This window comes from Nonomuraea sp. LP-02, assembly GCF_036289125.1.
GTDB lineage: Bacteria > Actinomycetota > Actinomycetes > Streptosporangiales > Streptosporangiaceae > Nonomuraea > Nonomuraea bangladeshensis.
Genome location: NZ_JAXCLK010000001.1, coordinates 8,522,258 through 8,541,047, shown reverse-complemented (window position 1 = coordinate 8,541,047; position 18,790 = coordinate 8,522,258). Strand labels below are relative to the sequence as shown.

The 18,790-nt window shown below is 68.6% G+C and carries 19 protein-coding genes and 1 pseudogene; 11 read left to right on the top strand and 9 right to left on the bottom strand.

Annotated features, from left to right (window positions below; all coding sequences use genetic code 11):
- Positions 1–58: 58 nt before the first annotated feature.
- Complete coding sequence (locus SMD20_RS40150; protein ID WP_329591273.1) at positions 59–337, bottom strand: BTAD domain-containing putative transcriptional regulator; 279 nt, start codon at positions 335–337, stop codon at positions 59–61.
- A gap of 44 nt (positions 338–381) precedes the next feature.
- Positions 382–510: pseudogene (locus SMD20_RS48500) on the bottom strand (winged helix-turn-helix domain-containing protein); the annotation flags it as partial.
- A 670-nt stretch (positions 511–1,180) separates the two neighbouring features.
- On the opposite strand from SMD20_RS48500, the gene SMD20_RS40145 reads away from it, so the two are divergent.
- Both SMD20_RS40145 and SMD20_RS40140 read left to right on the top strand, forming a co-directional pair.
- Positions 1,181–1,765, top strand: a complete 585-nt coding sequence (locus SMD20_RS40145) for a hypothetical protein (protein ID WP_329591271.1) — start codon at positions 1,181–1,183, stop codon at positions 1,763–1,765.
- Between the two features lie 84 nt (positions 1,766–1,849).
- A complete protein-coding gene (locus tag SMD20_RS40140; protein ID WP_329591269.1) occupies positions 1,850–2,269 on the top strand; it encodes a hypothetical protein in 420 nt (139 codons plus the stop codon).
- A 313-nt stretch (positions 2,270–2,582) separates the two neighbouring features.
- Here SMD20_RS40140 and SMD20_RS40135 read toward each other — a convergent pair whose 3' ends face one another.
- A complete protein-coding gene (locus SMD20_RS40135) occupies positions 2,583–2,861 on the bottom strand; it encodes a hypothetical protein (protein ID WP_329591267.1) in 279 nt (92 codons plus the stop codon).
- A 188-nt stretch (positions 2,862–3,049) separates the two neighbouring features.
- On the opposite strand from SMD20_RS40135, the gene SMD20_RS40130 reads away from it, so the two are divergent.
- From SMD20_RS40130 to SMD20_RS40120, 3 genes are all read left to right on the top strand, one after another.
- Positions 3,050–3,760, top strand: coding sequence for a hypothetical protein (locus tag SMD20_RS40130; protein ID WP_329591265.1), 711 nt, complete (start codon positions 3,050–3,052; stop codon positions 3,758–3,760).
- A 145-nt stretch (positions 3,761–3,905) separates the two neighbouring features.
- Positions 3,906–5,432 carry a M20/M25/M40 family metallo-hydrolase gene (locus SMD20_RS40125; RefSeq protein ID WP_329591263.1) on the top strand — a complete coding sequence of 509 codons (1,527 nt, stop codon included), beginning with the start codon at positions 3,906–3,908 and terminating at the stop codon, positions 5,430–5,432.
- Positions 5,433–6,062: 630 nt separating this feature from the next.
- A complete protein-coding gene (locus tag SMD20_RS40120; RefSeq protein WP_319709464.1) occupies positions 6,063–6,410 on the top strand; it encodes a VOC family protein in 348 nt (115 codons plus the stop codon).
- Positions 6,411–6,873: 463 nt separating this feature from the next.
- Here the strand turns inward: SMD20_RS40120 and SMD20_RS40115 are convergent, their stop codons facing one another.
- On the bottom strand, positions 6,874–7,218 hold the full coding sequence (locus SMD20_RS40115) for a helix-turn-helix domain-containing protein (RefSeq protein WP_329591260.1): 345 nt from the start codon (positions 7,216–7,218) through the stop codon (positions 6,874–6,876).
- A 397-nt stretch (positions 7,219–7,615) separates the two neighbouring features.
- Here SMD20_RS40115 and SMD20_RS40110 point away from each other — a divergent pair, with 397 nt between their 5' ends.
- The 3 genes from SMD20_RS40110 (at position 7,616) to SMD20_RS40100 (ending at position 9,992) form a co-directional block, all read left to right on the top strand.
- On the top strand, positions 7,616–8,062 hold the full coding sequence (locus SMD20_RS40110; protein WP_329591258.1) for an ester cyclase: 447 nt from the start codon (positions 7,616–7,618) through the stop codon (positions 8,060–8,062).
- Between the two features lie 603 nt (positions 8,063–8,665).
- Entirely contained in the window at positions 8,666–9,208 is a 543-nt protein-coding gene (locus tag SMD20_RS40105) for a transposase (protein WP_329591256.1), read from the top strand.
- A gap of 343 nt (positions 9,209–9,551) precedes the next feature.
- The gene (locus tag SMD20_RS40100; RefSeq protein WP_329591254.1) at positions 9,552–9,992 is read left to right on the top strand and encodes a transposase; all 441 of its coding nucleotides are present in this window, start codon (positions 9,552–9,554) and stop codon (positions 9,990–9,992) included.
- A 46-nt stretch (positions 9,993–10,038) separates the two neighbouring features.
- Here SMD20_RS40100 and SMD20_RS40095 read toward each other — a convergent pair whose 3' ends face one another.
- The 3 genes from SMD20_RS40095 to SMD20_RS40085 all read right to left on the bottom strand — a co-directional run bounded on the left by SMD20_RS40095 (position 10,039) and on the right by SMD20_RS40085 (position 11,636).
- Entirely contained in the window at positions 10,039–10,179 is a 141-nt protein-coding gene (locus SMD20_RS40095) for a hypothetical protein (RefSeq protein ID WP_329591252.1), read from the bottom strand.
- Positions 10,180–10,297: 118 nt separating this feature from the next.
- Entirely contained in the window at positions 10,298–10,894 is a 597-nt protein-coding gene (locus SMD20_RS40090) for an RICIN domain-containing protein (protein ID WP_329591250.1), read from the bottom strand.
- 538 nt (positions 10,895–11,432) lie between these two features.
- Complete coding sequence (locus SMD20_RS40085) at positions 11,433–11,636, bottom strand: hypothetical protein (RefSeq protein ID WP_319709458.1); 204 nt, start codon at positions 11,634–11,636, stop codon at positions 11,433–11,435.
- Here SMD20_RS40085 and SMD20_RS40080 point away from each other — a divergent pair.
- Positions 11,626–14,352 carry an AfsR/SARP family transcriptional regulator gene (locus tag SMD20_RS40080; RefSeq protein ID WP_329591246.1) on the top strand — a complete coding sequence of 909 codons (2,727 nt, stop codon included), beginning with the start codon at positions 11,626–11,628 and terminating at the stop codon, positions 14,350–14,352. The two genes, SMD20_RS40085 and SMD20_RS40080, sit on opposite strands and share 11 nt — an antisense overlap.
- Before the next feature lie 468 nt (positions 14,353–14,820).
- Here SMD20_RS40080 and SMD20_RS40075 read toward each other — a convergent pair whose 3' ends face one another.
- Together SMD20_RS40075 and SMD20_RS40070 are read right to left on the bottom strand one after the other, a co-directional pair.
- Entirely contained in the window at positions 14,821–15,648 is an 828-nt protein-coding gene (locus SMD20_RS40075) for an alpha/beta hydrolase (RefSeq protein WP_329591244.1), read from the bottom strand.
- A gap of 306 nt (positions 15,649–15,954) precedes the next feature.
- Positions 15,955–16,122: an MbtH family NRPS accessory protein gene (locus SMD20_RS40070; protein ID WP_329592826.1), complete on the bottom strand. Its 168-nt coding sequence runs from the start codon at positions 16,120–16,122 to the stop codon at positions 15,955–15,957.
- Between the two features lie 156 nt (positions 16,123–16,278).
- Here SMD20_RS40070 and istA point away from each other — a divergent pair, with 156 nt between their 5' ends.
- Together istA and istB are read left to right on the top strand one after the other, a co-directional pair.
- The gene (gene istA / locus SMD20_RS40065; protein WP_329591242.1) at positions 16,279–17,925 is read left to right on the top strand and encodes an IS21 family transposase; all 1,647 of its coding nucleotides are present in this window, start codon (positions 16,279–16,281) and stop codon (positions 17,923–17,925) included.
- Positions 17,922–18,716 carry an IS21-like element helper ATPase IstB gene (istB, locus tag SMD20_RS40060; RefSeq protein WP_329591240.1) on the top strand — a complete coding sequence of 265 codons (795 nt, stop codon included), beginning with the start codon at positions 17,922–17,924 and terminating at the stop codon, positions 18,714–18,716. The genes istA and istB overlap by 4 nt, the downstream gene beginning before the upstream one ends.
- Positions 18,717–18,790: the final 74 nt, after the last annotated feature.

The following is an 18,790-nucleotide window of genomic DNA, read 5'->3' as shown; positions in this document are numbered from 1 at the left end:
TGGCCTGCGGACGCAGGATCCAGCAGCCGGGCGGCCTCCGACGGGTGAGGCGAGGCCGTCACACCCGCCACGGCGACGCGGGCGATGTCCGGCCGGAGTGGACCGCGAGCACCTGCAGGGACTCCTCCGCCCGCAGAACGGCGTGGATACCCCGCAACCCGGGAGAGAGGGCGATGCCCAGCTCGCCGGCGAGGCGGCTGCGCAGCTGCTCGTAGGCGGCCAGCGCCTCGGCCTGCCTGCCGCAGCGGTGCAGCGTGACCAGTAACCGTTCCCACAGCGGCTCGCGCAGCGGGTGGCAGGCGTCGCAGCCGCAGGGCGTCCACGCGTCGGGTTCCACCTCCAGCCGTCCAGCATCGCGCGGATCGCCCCGGCGCCGAGCGCACGGCGCAGGCGGACGACGTACGTCTGCACGCTACGCCGCGGGTTGTCCGGGAAGTCGTGCGGCCAGAGGGTGCGGGCCAGCCGCTCCACCGACACCGTCTCACCGGCGGACATCGCCAGCGTGGCCAGCAGGGCCCGCAGCCGGTACGAGCCCAGGCTGACCGGCAGGTCGTCACACCAGACCTCGAATGGTCCCCAGAAGGGCGACTCGCAGGTCCGGCCGCGAGGACGGCGGGCCGGGTGGGTTCGCTGGTGTCATGTCCCCGGAGTCGCCAGGAAGGCGGCAGAGCGGGCCAGGCCGCCGGCAGGACATTGCGAGGACATCGTGGCCGGACCATGTCGTGGCGCCTGAACACCGGACACCGTGATCCGCACGCGCCGTGGCGCACACCGGGCGGCGGCGCCGGCGCGCGCATAACGCCGAGATCACGACGGCGCATTCCGCCGAACCCCGGCCGGATTTCCGGTCATGCACCCGGCCTCGTATTCAGCCGGGCCTATTCACGAATAGCGTGCGGCGCAGCGTTCCGGCGCCGACGGTGAAAGGTGAAGCCGGTATGACGCACCGCATCCTTAGGCTGTAGGCCGCTGCGATCTTTTGACGCGGTGCGAAACATTCTTGCTGCGCTCGGCGGGCCGTGCTGACGGATCCACACCGCGATACCGGCGCCGGCCAAAAGACGAAATCCCGCACGCGTGTCGGCCTCGCACCCCGCGACATCGCCACAGATACGCGCAGCAGATTCCCGTCTTTGCGCCGAACGTGACGCACTGTTCTTCATCACTTCAGGAGTCAGACATGAATTCAGGGCAGCACCGTAACCTATCCGCCACGCCGCAACGCGAGCCGGGACAATACGCGGTTCCAGCGGCCCGCAAACCGGTGCTGCTGTCCATCGCGACCGGCTGGAGCGCGCTGATCGGCTGCCTCTACGTCTACAGCGGCATCAACGGGCTGGTCAGCGCGAAGGACAGCCTGGTGGCCTACATCGCGGGCGCGAGCATCGGCGACATGACGAGCAACCAGCTCGCCTCGCTCGCCGCCGACCCGGAGGTCGCCGCGGCGGTCGACGACCGTTACGGGATCATCGCCACCAAGGCCGTTTCCGTGCTGATCGCGGGCGTGACCATCGTCCTGCTGACCTGGCTCGCCCGTCACGCCGCCACGTGGGCGCGGGCGCTCGTCCTGGTCGCCACGTTCGTGTCCATGGTGCCGGTTGTGGTGCTCCTGGCGGAGAACACCGGTCTGGCCGTCAACAAGGTCCTGCCCACCGGGACTTGGATAGCGGCGTTCTGCGCCGTCCCGCTCAGTTTCGCCGTGTACGTGCTGTTCTTCCTACCGCCCATCAACCGGTACGCCAGGGCACTGCGAGCGGCGCGTTGAGAGGTTCGTCCAGCACCCACCCCAAGCGGCCCGGCACGGACGGGGCCGCCGTGAAGGCACGACATCCACGGAAGGACTCACATCATGTGCGCTTCGAACCGCGCTAGCCTCCTTGCCACCGGGCTCGCAGCCGCTTTCCTGTGCGGCGGCCTCGCCGCGTGCGGCGGCTCCGCCGGGGCCGGCGACGAGCAGGCCGCCGCCTCCCCTGCCCCCACCGTGTCGGACACGCCACGGCCGCGAAAGAAGGCGACCAGCGCACGGCCGACGCCGCCCTCTGACGGAGGCATCAGCAAGACCGCTCTCCTGCGCAAGATGCGCAAGGACCCGGAGGTGCAGGGGCTGCCCGACACGTACGTCACCTGCATGGCGGACCTCGCCATGAAGTACGGCGACAAGAAGGACCTGCGGCGCTACATCGACGGCGCGATCAAGTCCGACGACGTCAAGGGCCTGACCCCGTCGAACAAGCGCTTCTGGAACGAGGCGGACAAGTGCGTGCAGTGACCGCCCGGCGGTCCGCGGCAGGGCCACCAGCCGGGGCGTGACCGGCCGGCCGTCGTATCGGGGACGCGGCCTGCGCGGAGTGAAGCGGGATTGAAGCCGGCACTTGCTAGGGTTCCGGCGTTCGTCCAAGATCCTTCACTCCCGGTCATGGAGGTTGTCCATCTTGTCGTTACCAGGGAGGTCAGGGCGCGGGCACGACGCGTCGCGCCCTCATCACGGAGGACGCACTCGTCCGCTGCCGGCGGCGATCGCCGTGGCACTCACCGCGGGCGCGCCGGCGGGCGGCGTTCCCGCGCACGCTGCGTCGGCTCGATCAGCGGCGGCACCGGCCGCCCTCTACCTGGTGCAGTTCGACGCCGCCCCGCTCGCTACGTACGCCGGCGGGGTGGGCGGTATCGACGCTGTGGGCCGAACGGGCCAGGACGCTGCACGCGGCCGGGCTCGGCGAGGCGAAGACCGTCGCCGAGTACGACGTCGTGCTCAACGGCGCCGGGCTGCGGCTGGCCGGTGCCGACGTCGCCAAGCTCGCCGCCACCCCCGGCGTACGCGGCGTCTTCGCGCAGGAGTACCGCCCGCTCGACACCACCGACACCCCAGCCTTCCTCGGCATGACCGGCCCGACGGGGTCTGGGCGCGGCAGTTCGGCGATCCCTCCCGCGCCGGTGAGGGGGTCATCGTCGGCAGCGTGGACACCGGCATCTCGCCCGGCAACCCGAGCTTCGCGCCGCTGCCCCAGCCACGCCCGGACGCCGAGGTCATCGCCAAGAAGTGGACCGGTGAATGCGCCCCCGCCGAGGAGGCGCCGGTCACCTGCACCAACAAGCTACTCGGCGCCCGCTGGTACAACTTCGGCAAGCCGACCCCGACGCGAAGTACCGCTCGCCGCACGACCACAACGGGCACGCCTCGCACGTCGCGAGCACAGCGGCCCGCAACCACGACGTCGAGGCTGTCATCAACGGCGTGGACCTCGGCACGATCAGCGGCATGGCACCGGCGTCGCGGCGGGCGATGTACAAGGCGTGCTGGATGGACACGAATCTGGCTCCCAAGGGCTACGGCCTCTTGGAGCAGATCAAGGGCATCGACAGCGCGAACCCGGCGGAGGGGCCGGCCGCCGGGAAGGGCACGGTGACCGTGCCCGCGGGCACCAAGGTGGCCAGGCTCGCCACCTACGCCCCCGACGTCCCGGCCGGCACCGACCTCAACCTGTACGTCTACCGCGACGGCGCCCTCGCCGGACGCAGCCTGGGGCTCACCGTCGAGGAGGCGTTCACGGCCACCACGGCCGACCGCTACGAGGTGTACGTCGTGCAGTATGCCACGGCCGAAGGGGTGTCCGAGCAGGACGTGGAGCTGAACGCCTTCGTGGTCGCACCCGCGTCCGCGGGCAACCTGACCGTGACCCCGGCCTCCGTCGCGGTGACGCCCGGCAGGCAGATGGAGCTGACGGACGCCTGGTCCGGACTCGGGCGCGCACCCGGTACCTGAGCGTCGTCGAGTACGGCGACGGCGCCGCGCCCCGCGGCACGATCCTCGTGTCCGTGGCCGCGTGAGGCCGCTACCGCCGCGTCCTCTCATTTGAGAAACACCGATGATCCCTCAGGAGGGACAGTTGCCCCGATTCTCCAGGTTTGTGGCGGCTTTTCTGACGCCGATGCTGGCGGCCGCGGTGGCCGTCAGCTCTGCTCCCCCACAGGCCTCGGCCGCCGCCCCCGCCGGTGCGCCCGCGGATGTCGACACCGGCACGCTCCGCAGCGCCATCACCCTCGACGGGGTCACCCGGCACGCCCGCGCCCTGCAGCGGATCGCGAGCGCCAACGGCAACACCCGGGCCTCCGGCACGCCGGGCTACGACGCGTCGGCGGCCTACGTCAAGAAGGCCCTGACGGACGCCGGTTACCAGGTGACCGAGCAGACCTTCACCTTCCCGTTCTACCGCGAGCTCGCGCCCGCCACGCTGGCGCAGACGTCGCCGAACCAGGTCACCTACCAGACGCTGGCCATGGATTTCTCCGACAGCGGGGACGTCACCGGCCAGGTCGTGCCCACCAATGACGTACAGGTGCCGCCCGGCGCCCAGCCGAACTCCTCGACCTCGGGCTGCGAGCCCGGGGACTTCGCGCCGGTCGGCGCCGAGCCGCGGATCGCTCTGATCCAGCGGGGCACCTGCTCCTACGCCGTGAAGGTCGCCAACGCCGAGGCGGCCGGCTACGACGCGGTGGTCGTCTTCAACGAGGGCCAGGCCGGCCGCCAGGCGCTCGTGCCGGGCAGCCTGTTCACCCCGGCACACGTGCCGGTGGTGTTGCTCAGCTACGCCGACGGGGCCGCGCTGCACGCCGCGGCGCAGGCCGGGCCCACCGAGCTGCGCGTGGTCACCCGGACCGAGATCCGGCCCGACGCGGTGACGTCCAACATCATCGCCGACTCGCCGGGCGGCGACCCCGGCAACGTGCTCGTCGTCGGCGCGCACCTGGACTCGGTCACCGGCGGGCCCGGCGTCAACGACAACGGTTCCGGCGTCGCGGCGCTCGTCGAGATCGCCCGGCAGATGGCGGCCCTGAAGATCACGCCGCGGCAGAAGGTGCGCTTCACGTTCTGGGGCGCCGAGGAGTTCGGCAGCCTGGGCTCGCAGCTCTACGTGGACAACCTGACCGACGCCCAGCTCGGCGCGGTCGCCGCCAATCTGAACTTCGACATGATCGGCTCGCCGAACTTCGCCCGGTTCGTCTACGACGGGGACGGCTCCGACTTCGGCGTGCCCGGCCCGGAGGGGTCGGGCGAGCTGGAGCGTATCTTCGCCTCCTACTTCGAGGGGCGCGACCTCCCGCTGGCGCCGACCGTCTTCGACTTCCGCTCCGACTACGTGCCCTTCTTCGACGCGGGCATCCCGACGGGCGGCCTGTTCAGCGGCTCGGAAGGCATCAAGACCGCGGCCGAAGCAGCGCTCTTCGGCGGTGTCGCGGGGAAGCCGTACGACCCGTGCTACCACAAGGCGTGCGACACGATCACCAACGTCAGCAACACGGTGATCCTTGAGCTGACGCACGGGGCGGCGCACGCGGTCCTGACGAGCGCCCTGTCGCAGGACCTCGTACCCGCGCGGGCCGACCGGGCCTCCGCGCGCAAGACCGCCCGCTCGCTCCGCCCGACCGAGGGCTGACGATGGCCGGGTAGAGCCGGAGCGAGGCGGGCCGCTGGCCCCCGGGCGCCCGCCTCGCTCCTCTCCGTTCGGAGCAACTCCTTCTCGGACAGGCCCGCACGACTCCTCAGCCAGGCTTGGACGACGGTCTCGGACAGGCTGCACGACTTGTCGACGAGACATGCGCGACGCCTCGCGGCTCCGTATCTCTGCAGTGGCTGGCGTTACGAGCCTACCGTCACCACTGCCTCACACTCTGCACTCACAGTAGAAGGCGGTACCTCGACTATGCCGAAAACTCGACCACCCTCTGCGACCTGGGAGTATTTGTGGGCGGAGCCCGCTCGACACGATCCTGGAGCGCGCGGAGACTGCCGGGCTGCTTCGGCTAGCGGCCGGCAGCGGCCCGATTCGACCCACGTGCTCTTCGCCGTCGGCGTCGATCCGGCGGCCAGGCAGGCAAGCTTGGCCTGCGTCGAGCCCTCACCGGTCAGCCGCAGCCCGCCCGCAGGTGCTCGCGACAGGCTGCAACCGGCTCGGCGGCGTAGAAGGCTACACGCCTGGCGCGCCGCGATGACTTTTGCGGACGCGCCGAGTCCATCCCTTGGAAGACCCGGACCTCCCCGGTTCCGGCAGAGAGGAAGACGAACAATGACAGTCGGGATCTTCGCGGGCATTCCTGTCCGCGACTGCAAGAGCGCCGTGGAGTGGTACACCAAGCTCCTTGGCAAAGAGCCGGCGTTCTATCCCAACGACATCGAAGCGGTGTGGCAGCTGGCCGAGGACCGGTACGTGTACGTCATCGAGGACGCCGCTCGCGCCGGAGGCGGAGTGGGCATGATCTGGGTGGACGACCCGGCGTCCGAGGTGGACCGGATCGCGGAGCGCGGGCTGCGGCCGGTGGACCTGGAACAGCATGGGAACGTCTGCAAGTGGGTCTTCCACGACGCCGACGGTAATGAGACGGGCATCGGAGGCGAGATCGCGCCCGCGCCCTGAGCCGGAGATCAGCCACTGAGGCTTTGATCGCTCCACCCTGCCGGACGACCTCGCCGCCGGCGAGATGGACTGGGAATGCGCCGCGCCAGGTCCAGGCAAGCGCCCGCTGGGCGGGCCCGGCACACCCAGTCGGCGAGGTGAGGCTGATGACAGCCGGTGGGGTGGGCGGCCTTCACTGAAATACGCCCGGACGTACCCGCCCGAGACCAGGTTCTTGCCCGTGACCGAGACCCACTGACAATCGGTCCGGGTTGCAGACTGCCGGAAACCACACGGACGTACCGTCAACGGTCGAGCAGATCGATGATCAGGTCGCGAAGGCCGGCGTGGTCGTCCGGCCGGACCGCGTAGAGCGGTGGTACCGGGAGTAGCGGTCGCTCGATGAATCCCCGCGGTGCGGGCCGCGGCGGTGAGCGTGTCCAGTGTCCACACCGCCGGCCCGCTCTCCTCGGCGGCCCGCAGTTCACCCCGGTCCTGCCAGCGCGGATGCCCCGGTGGCGGGCTTTGGCCGGCGCGATGATCTGGAGCGTTCGGCCTGGGTGATACGCGGTTTGCGGCCCGGCCCCGGCAGGCCGGCCAAGCCGTGGATCCCCTCGGCGGAGAATCGGCGAAGACGGCGCCGCACCGTGGCTGGATGGCAGCCCACCCGCGCGGCGATCACTGGGACGTGCAGCCCCTCCCAGCTCAAGGCGATGACGGCGGCTCGTTGGATCCAGTCGGCCGGGGCATGCCGGGCCCCGGCCAGCCTGCGGATTCGGTGCTCTTCCCGATCGTCTCGCGGTGGCCTGGCGCGTAACAGCTTCGGCATGGCATAACCCCTCCTACCATGCACGATGTCTCTGCTCAGAACGACGAATCAGCGAGAAACTGCGTACCCGATGAGGAACGCAGCCCTTGAAGGGTTGGAGCAACGCCAAGCCCGCTCTGCCCGACTAGAGCCTGTACGACATTCGGCGCTCTGGACCGGCCGGACGTCATCCCGCGGCAATTGCCGGGCACTTTCGGCACGTATGTCTTTTCGTCGATCCGTAACGGCGTCAGTCGCTGCCGAATGGCGATTATGCAGGGCAGCAGCCGGGCTTTTGCCGGACAATTAGCGTTCGTCATGTCCGCGCTGCCCGGACGAGTTGACAGGCGTCACCCCAAGATCAATACTCCCTGCTATTCATGACGCGATCGCACCAAATTCGCCGAGGAGGCCCATCGTGACCACGTCATCAACCGTGCGCGAAGCGCGTGAGGCGCTAGTCCGCACCCATTTCGAGTCCGAGGCCACTCAAGAATTCGACATCACCATGACGACGATGGGCCACCCTCGTTATGAGCTCATCCCCACCGGTGAGGTCTTCGAGGGCGAGGAGCAGGTGCGAAGCTACTACCACAGGACGAGGACCGCTTTTCCGGACCAGCGCCACGACAATGTCCGCCTGCACCACTCCGACACCGCGGTGATCGCAGAGTTCGACCTGCTCGGCACCCACCTGGGCGAGTTGTACGGCATTCCGCCCACCGGCCGGAGCTTTCGTTGTCCGGTGGTGGCGTTCTTCTTCTTCGACGGGCCTGAGGGCGACAAGATCATCTGCGAGCGGATCTACTTCGACGCCGGCACCATCACCGGTCAACTCGGCATCACCCCGAACCTGGCGGGATAGACGGTCGCACCGCGCGATCAAGCGCTGAGGCGCTCCCCCGCCAGGCTCTCGAAGCAGGGGCGCGGGGAGCTCGACGATGTCGGCGGGGGCGCCCAGCCTGAGCAACTCAGAGAATTCGGCGGGGACGCCAGCTGGGCGGGGAATGCCGAACCAGGCAAGAAGGCCGCCGAGGATGAACAAGCCCCCGCTGATCAGCATGCTGCCATCGAACCCCCGGTCGAGCGCGGCAGGGTTGCTCGAAGCGTCTTGCGGTAGCCCTGCAGGCAAGGGCAGGGCGGCGACCACGATGAGGTCGGCGGCTCTGGCGGTGTCGGCACGTGCGTCGGGGACGGCACTGAGCACAGTGGCGGTGATGGGCGGCGTGATCCGAGTGACGCCGATGCGGTAGATCGCCCTTAGCTTGACTCTGTCGGGAAGCTGAAAACATCCGGCATGTCGCGAAGGGCGACTGATCAGTAACGGTGAGGCTTCTGAGGTCGGCGAAGTCGGTCATTCCCCCGAGGTGGTCAGGTCTCTCTGCCGGTTCGTCCCCGGTCCGCGCTGGAGGTCCCGGAGCTCACCGCCCAGGTAGCACGAGCGAGTAATCCCCGTGGCACCCCGGCCATGTGGATCCGCGACCGGCTGGACGGGTTATGGAGCGATAAGGACTTCGCGCAGTGGTATCCCCGCGACGGCCGGCCGGGACTCTCACCCGCCCAGCTGGCCACGGTGAGCATGCTGCAATTCGTGCTGGACCTTTCCGACCCCGATGCCGCCGAGGCCGTACGCTGTCGCATCGACTTCACGTACACGCTCGGCCTCGAACTGGACGACCCCGGCTTCCACCACAGCGTGCTCGGTGACTTCCGTGACCGTCTGCCGCAGGACGGGCGGGCGGACCGGCTTCTCGATCTGGCCCTGACCCGCCTGGAGCTGGCCGCCGAGGCCATGCGCGCAGCCCTGGAGGAACTGGCCCGCACTGCCGCTCACGCGCTGAACGGCTTGGTCGATGAGGACTGGGGACGCCGCTACGGCCGGCAGATCCGCCTGGGCACGAACCCCACCCGGCCCAAGACCAGGATCAACACCACCGGGCCAGATGCCCGTCGCCTGCTGGAACACCTGAGCCGAAACCGTCCCGGCCTGCCGGGCGGCCCCCAGGCGTAGGCCCTGCGACAGATCCTGGTGCAGAACCACTACTGCGACTCCACCGGGCGGCTGCGCCGGCGTGACGATGACGACGATAGCGGTCTGCCGCCTTCGGCCAAGCGGATCATCTCGCCCTACGACCTGACGGCCCGCTATGCGCGTCGGGGGCAGGTCACCCGTTGGCAGGGGTTCCTCGCGCACGCATCCACACCCGGCTGGAACGCCGGGGCCTACGGCCCGAGCAGCACCTGGTCGACGGTGGCCACACCTCCCTGGTCCGCCTCGAACAGGCCGAACGCGGACACCAGATCACCGTGGTCGGACCGCTTCCGGGCAACCCCCACCCACCAGAACCGCCAGGGTGGGGGTTTCGCCCGCGACGACGTTCGCATCGACTTCGACCGCCAGGAAGTCACCCACAGGGCCAGGTCAGCAAGGGCCGGCACGGGCCCTATCCGACATCCTCGCTGACCGCCGCCCCGTTGATCGTGGCCCGCTTCACCAAGGGCCAGTGCCAACCTGCCCGGTCCGAGCCAAGTGCACCACCTCCCGCGACGGTGCGCGCAACGTGGGCTTTCCTCCGGGAGAACTACACGAACTACAGCTGCGCAACCGCGCGGAGCAGCGAGAACCGGACTGGCACAAGCGCTACGCGGTACGTTCCGGCATCGAGGGCACCATCTGCGCGTTCGCCCACGGCGATGGCATGCGCCGCTGCCGCTACCGCGGGCAAGCCAAGGCCCACCTGCAACACGTGCTCACCGCCATCGCCGTCAACGTCGAACGCCTCAGCCGGGGTTGAAGTAGGCCAGGCTGGTCTGCACCTTTAGCTTGCGCGTGCGCGGCCCCTACACCACCACGGCTCGTTCGCCGGACGCCGTCACGCAGATGTTGCCGATCCACGTGTCGGTGTCGAAGCCCGGCTCCGACAGGAGGCCGCCGTCCGCCACCAGCACATGAAAACCGGTGGCGTCGCCCGCGGTGGTCACCGCCCGATCGGACGACTTCTCCCACCCGTTGCCCAGCAGCTCGGCCCGTTCGGCAGGGGCGACGTTCTCAGGGGCGACGGACTGAGCGGGCGCGCAAGTTCACTGCTCGGACGAAGGGTCAGGCGTTGTAGCGGAGCCAGGTCTGATGGGCCCGGCGGTGGCAGTCCCACTGAACGATCTTGGTGAGGTCGGCCAGCGAACCTCCCTGGACCTCCATGCAGTAGTGGGAGGCGTCGTTCACCTGCACGTTGGGGTAGGTACTGGTGTTGTACCAGACCTGGTTGTCCAGGCCGAGGTAGCAGGTGTACTGCAGGAGCGGCGCTCCCCGCGTCATGGTCGGAATGGGCTCCAGGCACTTCCCGCTGTTGCCGTTAGCGATCAGGTGGAAGTCGATGGAGCCGTCGCCCTCGGTGTGCCAGAGGTACCACATTTGCGAGGTCCTGCCAGCGATACACCTGTACTGCACCGCCTGCGCGCCGCTGTCCTTGGAGGCACCCCGGATGTCCAGGCACCTGCCGCTGTTGAGGTTCCGGTACGTGTAGGGCCCGATCCACGAGCCCTGGAGCTGCACCCCGTCCTTGGTGACCGGTGGAGGCGGTGGCGCCGGTACGTCGTCTGTGGTGGCCGGGACCGCTTCGAGCTGGGGGTCCGACGGCTGCGCGTTCGCCGTACCGGACAGGCCGCCGACTAACATGGCGACGGCTGAGATGAGCATGGCAATCTTTCTGACACGCATGATGTGCCTTCCTCTCGTGCTGCGAGTGTCCCGACGAATGGTCGCAGCGCAGAGGGTTGCCGGATAGGTTATTCAACAGGACATCTGCCGGGCATTTCCGGTGTGGCCAGCAATTTTCGCGTCGCTGGCCGACGGACGAAGATCGCCCCGCGCAGGCCTGCGCCAGGCCCGGGCCGTCGGTCACGATGCCGCCGTTCTCCGGTTCGAGGAGGTGCGGCAGGGCCGCAACCGCTCCCGCGCCGCCGACCCGCTGCCCTGCACGACCGCGGCTACGTCACCCTCGCGCTCTACGTCAGCACACTGGCGCGCCGCCAGGAATGAGCGATTGCTCCGGGTGGCAGCACGAGGACATTCAGCGGACATCTGCGACATTCGGCGCCTTCCGCAGTGTCGCCTGCCCATCCATGCGGAACAATCCCATCACCGGCAACGATGGCAGCGAAGAGCTCTTTGGTGCTCGCACATACCGGAGATCGCCTCAACGTATCAACGGGGAGCGGGCGATCAGTGCGGGACATCATCGCCAGCGGGCGTGGATCGGCTCCGCGATGCCGCCGTTGCCCAGCGGGTCGTCGCCTGACGGCTGCTTGCCCAGACGCGGATCGCGGTCGTCGACGTGCCGGTCAACACCACAGCCCAGCGCGCTTTCGACAAGGCCGGCGAGAGCGTGCCCGGACGAGCGCGCCAGAAGGCGTAGAAAGAAAGGTGTCGTGATCCCCATACGATTCTCGGTGCTCGGCCCTTTGACAGTGGTCCGTGATGGGGCGAAGGTACCCATCCCGGGCGGCAAGATCCGGACTCTGCTGGCGGCGCTCCTGCTGCGGCCCAACCAGGTCGTCTCGTTCGACCAGCTCGCCGAACGGCTGTGGGGCCATGACCTGCCGCGCCACCCCCGCCGGGTCCTGCAAACCAACGTTGTGCGCCTGCGCCAATTCCTGGACCTCACCGACGTGATCTTCACCGAGCCGCACGGCTACCTCGCCCGGCTGGAGCCCGGCCAGCTCGACCTGCTCGAGTTCCAGCAGCTGATTCGCACGGCCGCCGGTGCGGCGACTCCCGCGTTGGAAGGGCGTCTCCTCCATGACGCCCTCGCCCTGTGGGGCGGGCCGGTGTGCGCCGATGTCGAGTCGGACGTGCTCGACCAGATCGACGTCCCCCCTCTTACCGAGCAGTGGTTGCAGGCCATCGAACGCCGCGTGGACATCGACGTCCAGTTGGGCAGGAGCGCCGCGCTCGTGCCGGAATTGCGCGCCCTCACCACCGAGCACCCGCTGCGCGAGCGGTTCTGGGCCCAGCTCATGACCGTCCTTTATCGGACCGGGCGGCAGGCCGATGCTCTTGAGGCGTACCGTACCGTGTCCCGTCTGCTGAAGGAGGAGGCCGGCATCGACCCCAGCGCCGAACTGCGCGAGCTCCACCAGAACTTCCTCACCCAGCAGTACGCGCTCCAGGAACGCTCCCCTCTGCCTGCCTCACGGAGTGATGACCCGCCCGCTGGGATCCGCGCGCCCGGAGGCCGGCCGAAAGCGAGAGAGGCTGGAGTGTCCACGGCGCCGCAAGCCCACGACACGCAGGCGGCTTCGCTGGAGGAGGCGCCAGAGGTGGGCGCGCTGATCCGCACCTGGCGAACGCGGGCCTTGCTGACGCAGGAGCAACTGGCGCAGCGGTCCGGACTGAATGTCCGCACCATCCGTCGGCTGGAAATGCACGCACAACACCGGCCGCGTACGGCTTCCTTGTCCTTGCTGGCCAAGGCGCTGAAGCTGGATGAGACGGAGGAGGCGCAACTGATCGCCTTGGCGCGGGCCGCGAGCGAAGGCGCCGAGGCGGCGCCGAGTCGGGAGCCGCCGCCGAGCTCGATCACCGTACCCCGGCAGCTTCCTCTCGGCACCGCGTACTTCATCGGCCGGGACAAGGAGTTGTCGGCGTTGGACGCCACGCTCGCGGAGGACGGATGGGCCCGGCAGCTCGCCCCCAAGCTGGTGGTCGTCGTCGGATGCGCAGGGGTCGGGAAGACAGCGCTGGCCGTGCACTGGGCGCACCGGGTGATGGGCCACTTTCCTGACGGCCAGTTGTATGTGGACCTGCGCGGGTTCGACGTGAGCGAGGACCCGCTCGATCCATCGACGGTGATCCGGGGCTTTCTGCACGCGTGCGGCGTTACCTCGCAACGCATTCCCGCCGATCCGGACGCCCAGTCGGCGCTGCTGCGCAGCACACTGCACGGCAAGCGGCTCCTGATCCTGCTCGACAACGCGCGCGACGCCGCACAGGTCCGGCATCTGCTCCCGGGCGCCGGCGGCTGCCTCGTCATCGTGACCAGTCGTAACCAGTTGTCCGGCCTGGTCGCGGCAGGCGCCACGCCGGTGGTCCTCGACCCGCTGCCCGATACCGACGCCCGGCTGCTGCTGTCGCAACGGCTCGGACCCGCGCGTGTCGACGCGGATCCACGCGCACTCGACGAGATCGCCGCGTTGTGTTCCGGGCTGCCGCTCGCGCTAGCCATGGTGGCGGCCCGTGCGGCAATCCATGAGAGCTTCGATCTCGAAGCGCTAGCCGCGGAGCTGCGAGCCACGAACGACCGCCTGGACGCGCTGTCAGGAGATGACGGCTTCGCCGACGTCCGCACCGTGTTCTCCTGGTCATACCGGACCCTGAGTGTTGACGCTGCACGCCTGTTCCGGCTCCTCAGTGTGCATCCGGCACAGGAGATCGGCGTGCCGGCGGCCGCCAGCCTGGCAGGACTGCCGATCCGCAGGACGCGCCGGCTCCTGGGCGAGCTGCGCGGCGCGCATTTGGTCTTCGAGCCCGCTCCTGGTCGGTATCTGCAGCACGACCTCGTACGGGCATACGCCGCCGAACTGGCGGCGAGCCAGGAGCTGTCCTCGGGGCGCACGGATCTGGAGAACCGCGTAGTCAGCCATTATGTCCATACCGGCCTGGCCGCATCGCGTCACCTGGCCAGCCTTCCGCAGAGTGCGGTCCAGGTCGATCCGCTTCCCGAGGGAGTTGATCCCCAGCCCATCGCCGGGTACGAGGAGGCGATGAACTGGTTCCGCGACGAGCACAAGACGCTGCTCACTCTCGTCACCCAGGCCATTGACAACGGGCACGACAGCCTGGTGAGTCAGATCACGGGCGTCCTCACCGACTACTTCAACCGCAGCGGGCACTGGCAGGATTGGGCGATCATCGAGCGTTCGGCGCTGGAGGCGGCCCGCCGCACAGGCGACATCGCCGCACAGGCTCGTGCCCTGCACATGCTCGCCAGGGCCACCGCCAAACTGGGCGGCCACGAGGAGGCCTGTGAGCTACTCCTGCCCGCCATCAGGCTCTATCGCAGGCTGGGCGACCGGCTCGGCGAAGCCACCGTGCACCGGACGTTCCCTGTCCGGCCACTCGGCTGGGCAAGTGAACCGACGCTGGATCACGGTTAGCGGGCGCTCGAACTGTACCGTGCGGTGGGACATGAAGAAGGGGTGGGAAGCTCGCTCAACGCCATCGGATGGGCGTACGCGAAGGTCAATGACCGTGAGCGAGCGCTCGTCTACTGCACGGAAGCTCTCCAGCGCCTGCAACGCACCAACGTGCGGCGTGGACGAGGCCGCGCGCTGCTATCTGCAGTCAGCGGACCTCTATCGCGAGCTGGGCGACGGTCACAGCAACGCCGTCGCGCTCAGCCGACTTCGCGTCTACCATCACAGCATCCCGACGCCGGCGAAGTCCGGCACAAGCTGCGGAGCCTGCCGCCTTCTCGTCTCCCGGGCCGCTCCCCCGTACGGGAACGGTCCGGCGCCACCGGCTCACCGGACGCCTGTGGATCATGACGCGCCGGCACAGCCGGTAGACAAGTAAGGCCGTTCGCCGGCCAGATCATGGCCTCGCGGGCTCATGACCGAGCTGGTTCAGGAGTTCGAAGACATCTTTCTCAGGAAGCTCGCGACCCGTGCCTGCCACTCGCGGGCCGAGGCCAGCACCGCGGTCATCTCGTGCGATCCATGGACATGCCCCGGCCAGCAGATCACTTCGGCCGGGACTTCGTCCCGTCTCAGTGCCTGGCCGTAGGCTTCGCCTTCGTCGCGGAGAATGTCGTACTCGGCCACCATGATCAACGCTGGTGGCAGGCCTGCCAGGTCGCTGGCGAGGAGTGGTGAGGCGTACGGGTGGCGGCGGTCCTCGGGGCCGCAGTACCTCTCGATGTTGGCGGCTAGTTCGTCCGGCGTCAGCACAAGCGCCTCAGCGGCGTTGGTCACCCGGCTCATCGTCAGGTCGAGCGCCGGGATCTCCAGGACCTGGGCGATGAGCCGCGGCCCGCTCCGGTCGCGGGCCAGGAGCGCGACCGCGGCGGCCAGGTTTGCGCCCGAGGAGTCGCCACCGATCGACAGCCGTGACGCGTCGGCGCCGAGCCGGGCGGCGTGTTCGGCCACCCACAGCAGCGCCGCGTAGCAGTCGAGGACCGGCACGGGAAAGCAGTGCTCAGGGGCCAGTCGGTGAGCGACGGAGAACACCACGCAGTTGGCGTCGGCCGCGAGACGGCCACAGACGGCGTCGCGGTGGGCGAGTTCACCCAGCCACCAGCCGCCCCCGTGAATGTAGACGTGACAGGGCAGCGGCCCCATCCCGGCCGGCGTGTAGCTGCGAACCATGATCTCGCCACCCTCCACCTGGACCAGGTGATCCCGTTGCGTCACTGCGGGCGCTGGTAGGGATACGGTGGCGGCGCGTTGATCCATCCCTCGATGGATCATGGCTCGCCGCTGGGCCACCGGCACCGACGCCTCTGCCGTGCGCGCGGTTCTCCTCGATGCGGGCCAGCATGGGGATGAGCTCAGGAAGTACGGGCACAGGTTCGGGCCTCCAGATTGACGTGACAGGCGTCCCTTGGATTGTTGGCCGTCGGGTGGAGCAATTTCCAGGGCAGCAACAGGCCGTTGGCGGGACATTTCATGCCAGGTGCGCGCTCCACGATGCAGCCGCGGCACGACCTCTCCACGTCCAGGTCTCCGTCCAGCGTGCACCTCCATATCGCCTGGCCCCGCTCAGATCCGGGACGAGCGCGGGCTCAGCAATTGCATGTCCGTCCCGAGTTTGTCGATGACGTCCAGGCAGTCGTCCTTGGTGCCGAAGGTCCCGGTGTCGGACCAGCCGGACGGGATGCTGCGGTCGGCGGGCCAGAGCGAGTAATGATCTTCTCGGCATCGCCTCAGTTGGCTCTATACCTGAGTTGCGACAGCGTTTGTTGGCCGGCCGTGACAGCGGTCGTGTAGCCCGCCGGACTGTGTTGCTGAGTTTTGACAGCACCCAAGTGGTTGCGGTGGGACTATCAGGGTGCTACGCACGGTGAGGGAGCCCACGTGCCTCGCATGTCGAAGGTTGAGCTGTACGCGGCGATCCGCCGCGATGCTCGCACTGGCATGTCCAACCGGGCACTGCAAACGAAGCACGGCGTCGGGTTCCGCACGGTGCAGAAGGCGTTGGCCTCGGCATGGCCTGAACCACGCAAGAAGCTGCCGCAGCGAACGTCCAAGATCGACCCCTACAAGAACGTGATCGATCAGATGCTGCGCGCGGACCTGGACGCGCCGCGCAAGCAGCGTCACACCACCAAGCGCATCTTCGACCGGCTGGTGAGCGAGCATCACGCGGTGGGAGTGTCGTATCAGATGGTTCGCGCCTACGTCGCGCAACGCCGTTCCGAGATCTGGACCGAGTCGGGCCGGGGCCCGAGCAAGGCGTTCGTGCCCCAGTCGCACCGGCCCGGCGCCGAGGCCGAGGTCGACTTCGGGGAGGTGACCATCCGATTGGCCGACGAGATGGTCAAGTGCGTGCTGTTCTCGTTGCGGCTGTCGTATTCGGGCAAGGCCGTGCACCGCGTGTTCGCCTCCGGCGGCCAGGAAGCGTTCTTCGAGGGACACGTCCACGCCTTCAGCGTGCTGGGAGGGGTGCCATTCGGCAAGGTCCGCTACGACAACCTCAAGGCCGCCGTCGCTCAGGTTCTGGGGTTCTCCCGTGCCCGGGTGGAGACCGCACGCTGGACGGCTTTCCGCTCCCACTACGGGATCGAGCCGTTCTACTGCCAGCCTGGTAAGCAGGGCGCCCACGAGAAGGGCGGAGTGGAAGGCGACATCGGCTGGTTTCGCCGCAACCACATGGTGCCGATCCCCGATGTCGCCTCACTGGCCGAGCTCAATGTGTTGATCGACGCTTGGGACCTGGCCGACGAGACACGGCGGATTGGGAACCGCGCCCGGACCATCGGGGAGTACTTCGCCATCGAGGCCCCGTTGCTCAAGATGTTGCCCACCGAGCCGTTCGAGACGGGGCTGCTGCTGACGCCGCGGGTGGACCGCTACAGCCAGATCACCGTGCGCACCAACCGGTATTCGGTGCCCGCCCGCCTGATCGGCCGCAGGGTGCGGGTCATGCTGCACGCCTCAGAGCTGGTCATCTACGACGGACGGGAAGAGGTCGCACGGCACGAACGGCTCCTGGCGAAAGCCGCGAGCCGGCTGGAGTTGGACCACTACCTGGAGGTCCTCATCCGCAAGCCTGGCGCCCTGCCGGGAGCCACCGTCTTGGAGCAGGCGCGCGCCGCGGGCAAGTTCACCCCCGTCCACGATGAATGGTGGGCGGCTGCCTGCAAAGCCCACGGCGACGCGGCCGGCACCCGCGCTTTGATCGAGGTGCTCCTGCTGACCCGTCACATGGCCCACGAGCACATCGTAACGGGGATAGTTACCGCAATCCGGGCTGGTGCGCTGACCGCTGATGCCGTCGCCTTGGAGGCTCGCAAAGCCGCCGACTCTGACTCCTCCACCAACACCAGCACCGAACCCGTCACCGCATCCGGCTCAGTACCGACCGGCGCGACGGTGACCTTCCTGACCGAGCGGCGCCTGGCACACCTGCCGCCCGATAACCGGCCGCTGCCCTCGGTGGCCGCCTACGACCAGTTGCTGCGACATCGCCGACCCGCCGCGCAGCCGTCCGCCCAGGGAGACACCTCATGACCTTTCCCCGCCACCGCGGATTGACCGAGCAAGCCGCCCAGGCCGCCGTGGACTCGGCCTGTCGGATGCTTCGGCTGCCGACCATCCGCCGTCAATTCGGCGAGTTGGCCGACACCGCGACCCGCGAGCAGATGACCTATTTGGGCTTCTTGGCCGAACTGCTGATGGCCGAATGCGACGACCGCGCGCGCCGCCGCTCCGAACGCCGGATCAAGGCCGCCGCTTTCCCTCGTGACAAGTCACTACGCGAGTACGACTTCGACGCGAACCCCCACATTGACCCCGCCGTCATCCACACCCTCGCCGCCTGCGAATGGGTGAAGAAAGGACAGCCGCTCTGCCTCATCGGCGACTCGGGCACCGGCAAGTCCCACCTGCTCATCGCGCTGGGCACCGAGGCTGCGATGAAGGGCTTCCGCGTCCGCTACACCCTGGCCACCAAGCTGGTCAACGAACTGGTCGAAGCCGCCGACGACAAGCAACTGTCCAAGACCATCGCCCGCTACGGCCGAGTCGACCTGCTCTGCATCGATGAGCTGGGCTACATGGAACTCGACCGCCGCGGCGCCGAACTCCTCTTCCAGGTGCTAACCGAGCGCGAAGAGAAAGCCAGCGTCGCCATCGCCTCCAACGAGAGCTTCGGCGGCTGGACCAAGACCTTCACCGACCCCCGGCTATGCGCGGCTATCGTCGACCGGCTCACCTTCGGTGGGAACATCATCGAGACCGGCACCGAGTCCTACCGCCTGGCCCAGACCCGAGCTCGGGTCGAGCAGCGCACCGCAGGCTGACGATCAGGGGTCTGATACTGGTGTGATCGCCTAATCAACTGTCGCCACTTCCCCGGGGAGTCCAGCCAGCTGGT

Bases quoted from the DNA above. Each gene is read 5' to 3' on its own strand.
- SMD20_RS40130 (WP_329591265.1), top strand. From the start codon at position 3,050: ATGCGCCCCCGCCGAGGAGGCGCCGGTCACCTGCACCAACAAGCTACT.
- istB (WP_329591240.1), top strand. From the start codon at position 17,922: ATGACCTTTCCCCGCCACCGCGGATTGACCGAGCAAGCCGCCCAGGCC.
- SMD20_RS40145 (WP_329591271.1), top strand. From the start codon at position 1,181: ATGAATTCAGGGCAGCACCGTAACCTATCCGCCACGCCGCAACGCGAG.
- SMD20_RS40120 (WP_319709464.1), top strand. From the start codon at position 6,063: ATGACAGTCGGGATCTTCGCGGGCATTCCTGTCCGCGACTGCAAGAGC.
- SMD20_RS40115 (WP_329591260.1), bottom strand. From the start codon at position 7,218: ATGCCGAAGCTGTTACGCGCCAGGCCACCGCGAGACGATCGGGAAGAG.
- SMD20_RS40075 (WP_329591244.1), bottom strand. From the start codon at position 15,648: ATGGATCAACGCGCCGCCACCGTATCCCTACCAGCGCCCGCAGTGACG.
- SMD20_RS40090 (WP_329591250.1), bottom strand. From the start codon at position 10,894: ATGCTCATCTCAGCCGTCGCCATGTTAGTCGGCGGCCTGTCCGGTACG.
- SMD20_RS40085 (WP_319709458.1), bottom strand. From the start codon at position 11,636: ATGGGGATCACGACACCTTTCTTTCTACGCCTTCTGGCGCGCTCGTCC.
- SMD20_RS40140 (WP_329591269.1), top strand. From the start codon at position 1,850: ATGTGCGCTTCGAACCGCGCTAGCCTCCTTGCCACCGGGCTCGCAGCC.
- SMD20_RS40105 (WP_329591256.1), top strand. From the start codon at position 8,666: ATGTGGATCCGCGACCGGCTGGACGGGTTATGGAGCGATAAGGACTTC.
- istA (WP_329591242.1), top strand. From the start codon at position 16,279: ATGTCGAAGGTTGAGCTGTACGCGGCGATCCGCCGCGATGCTCGCACT.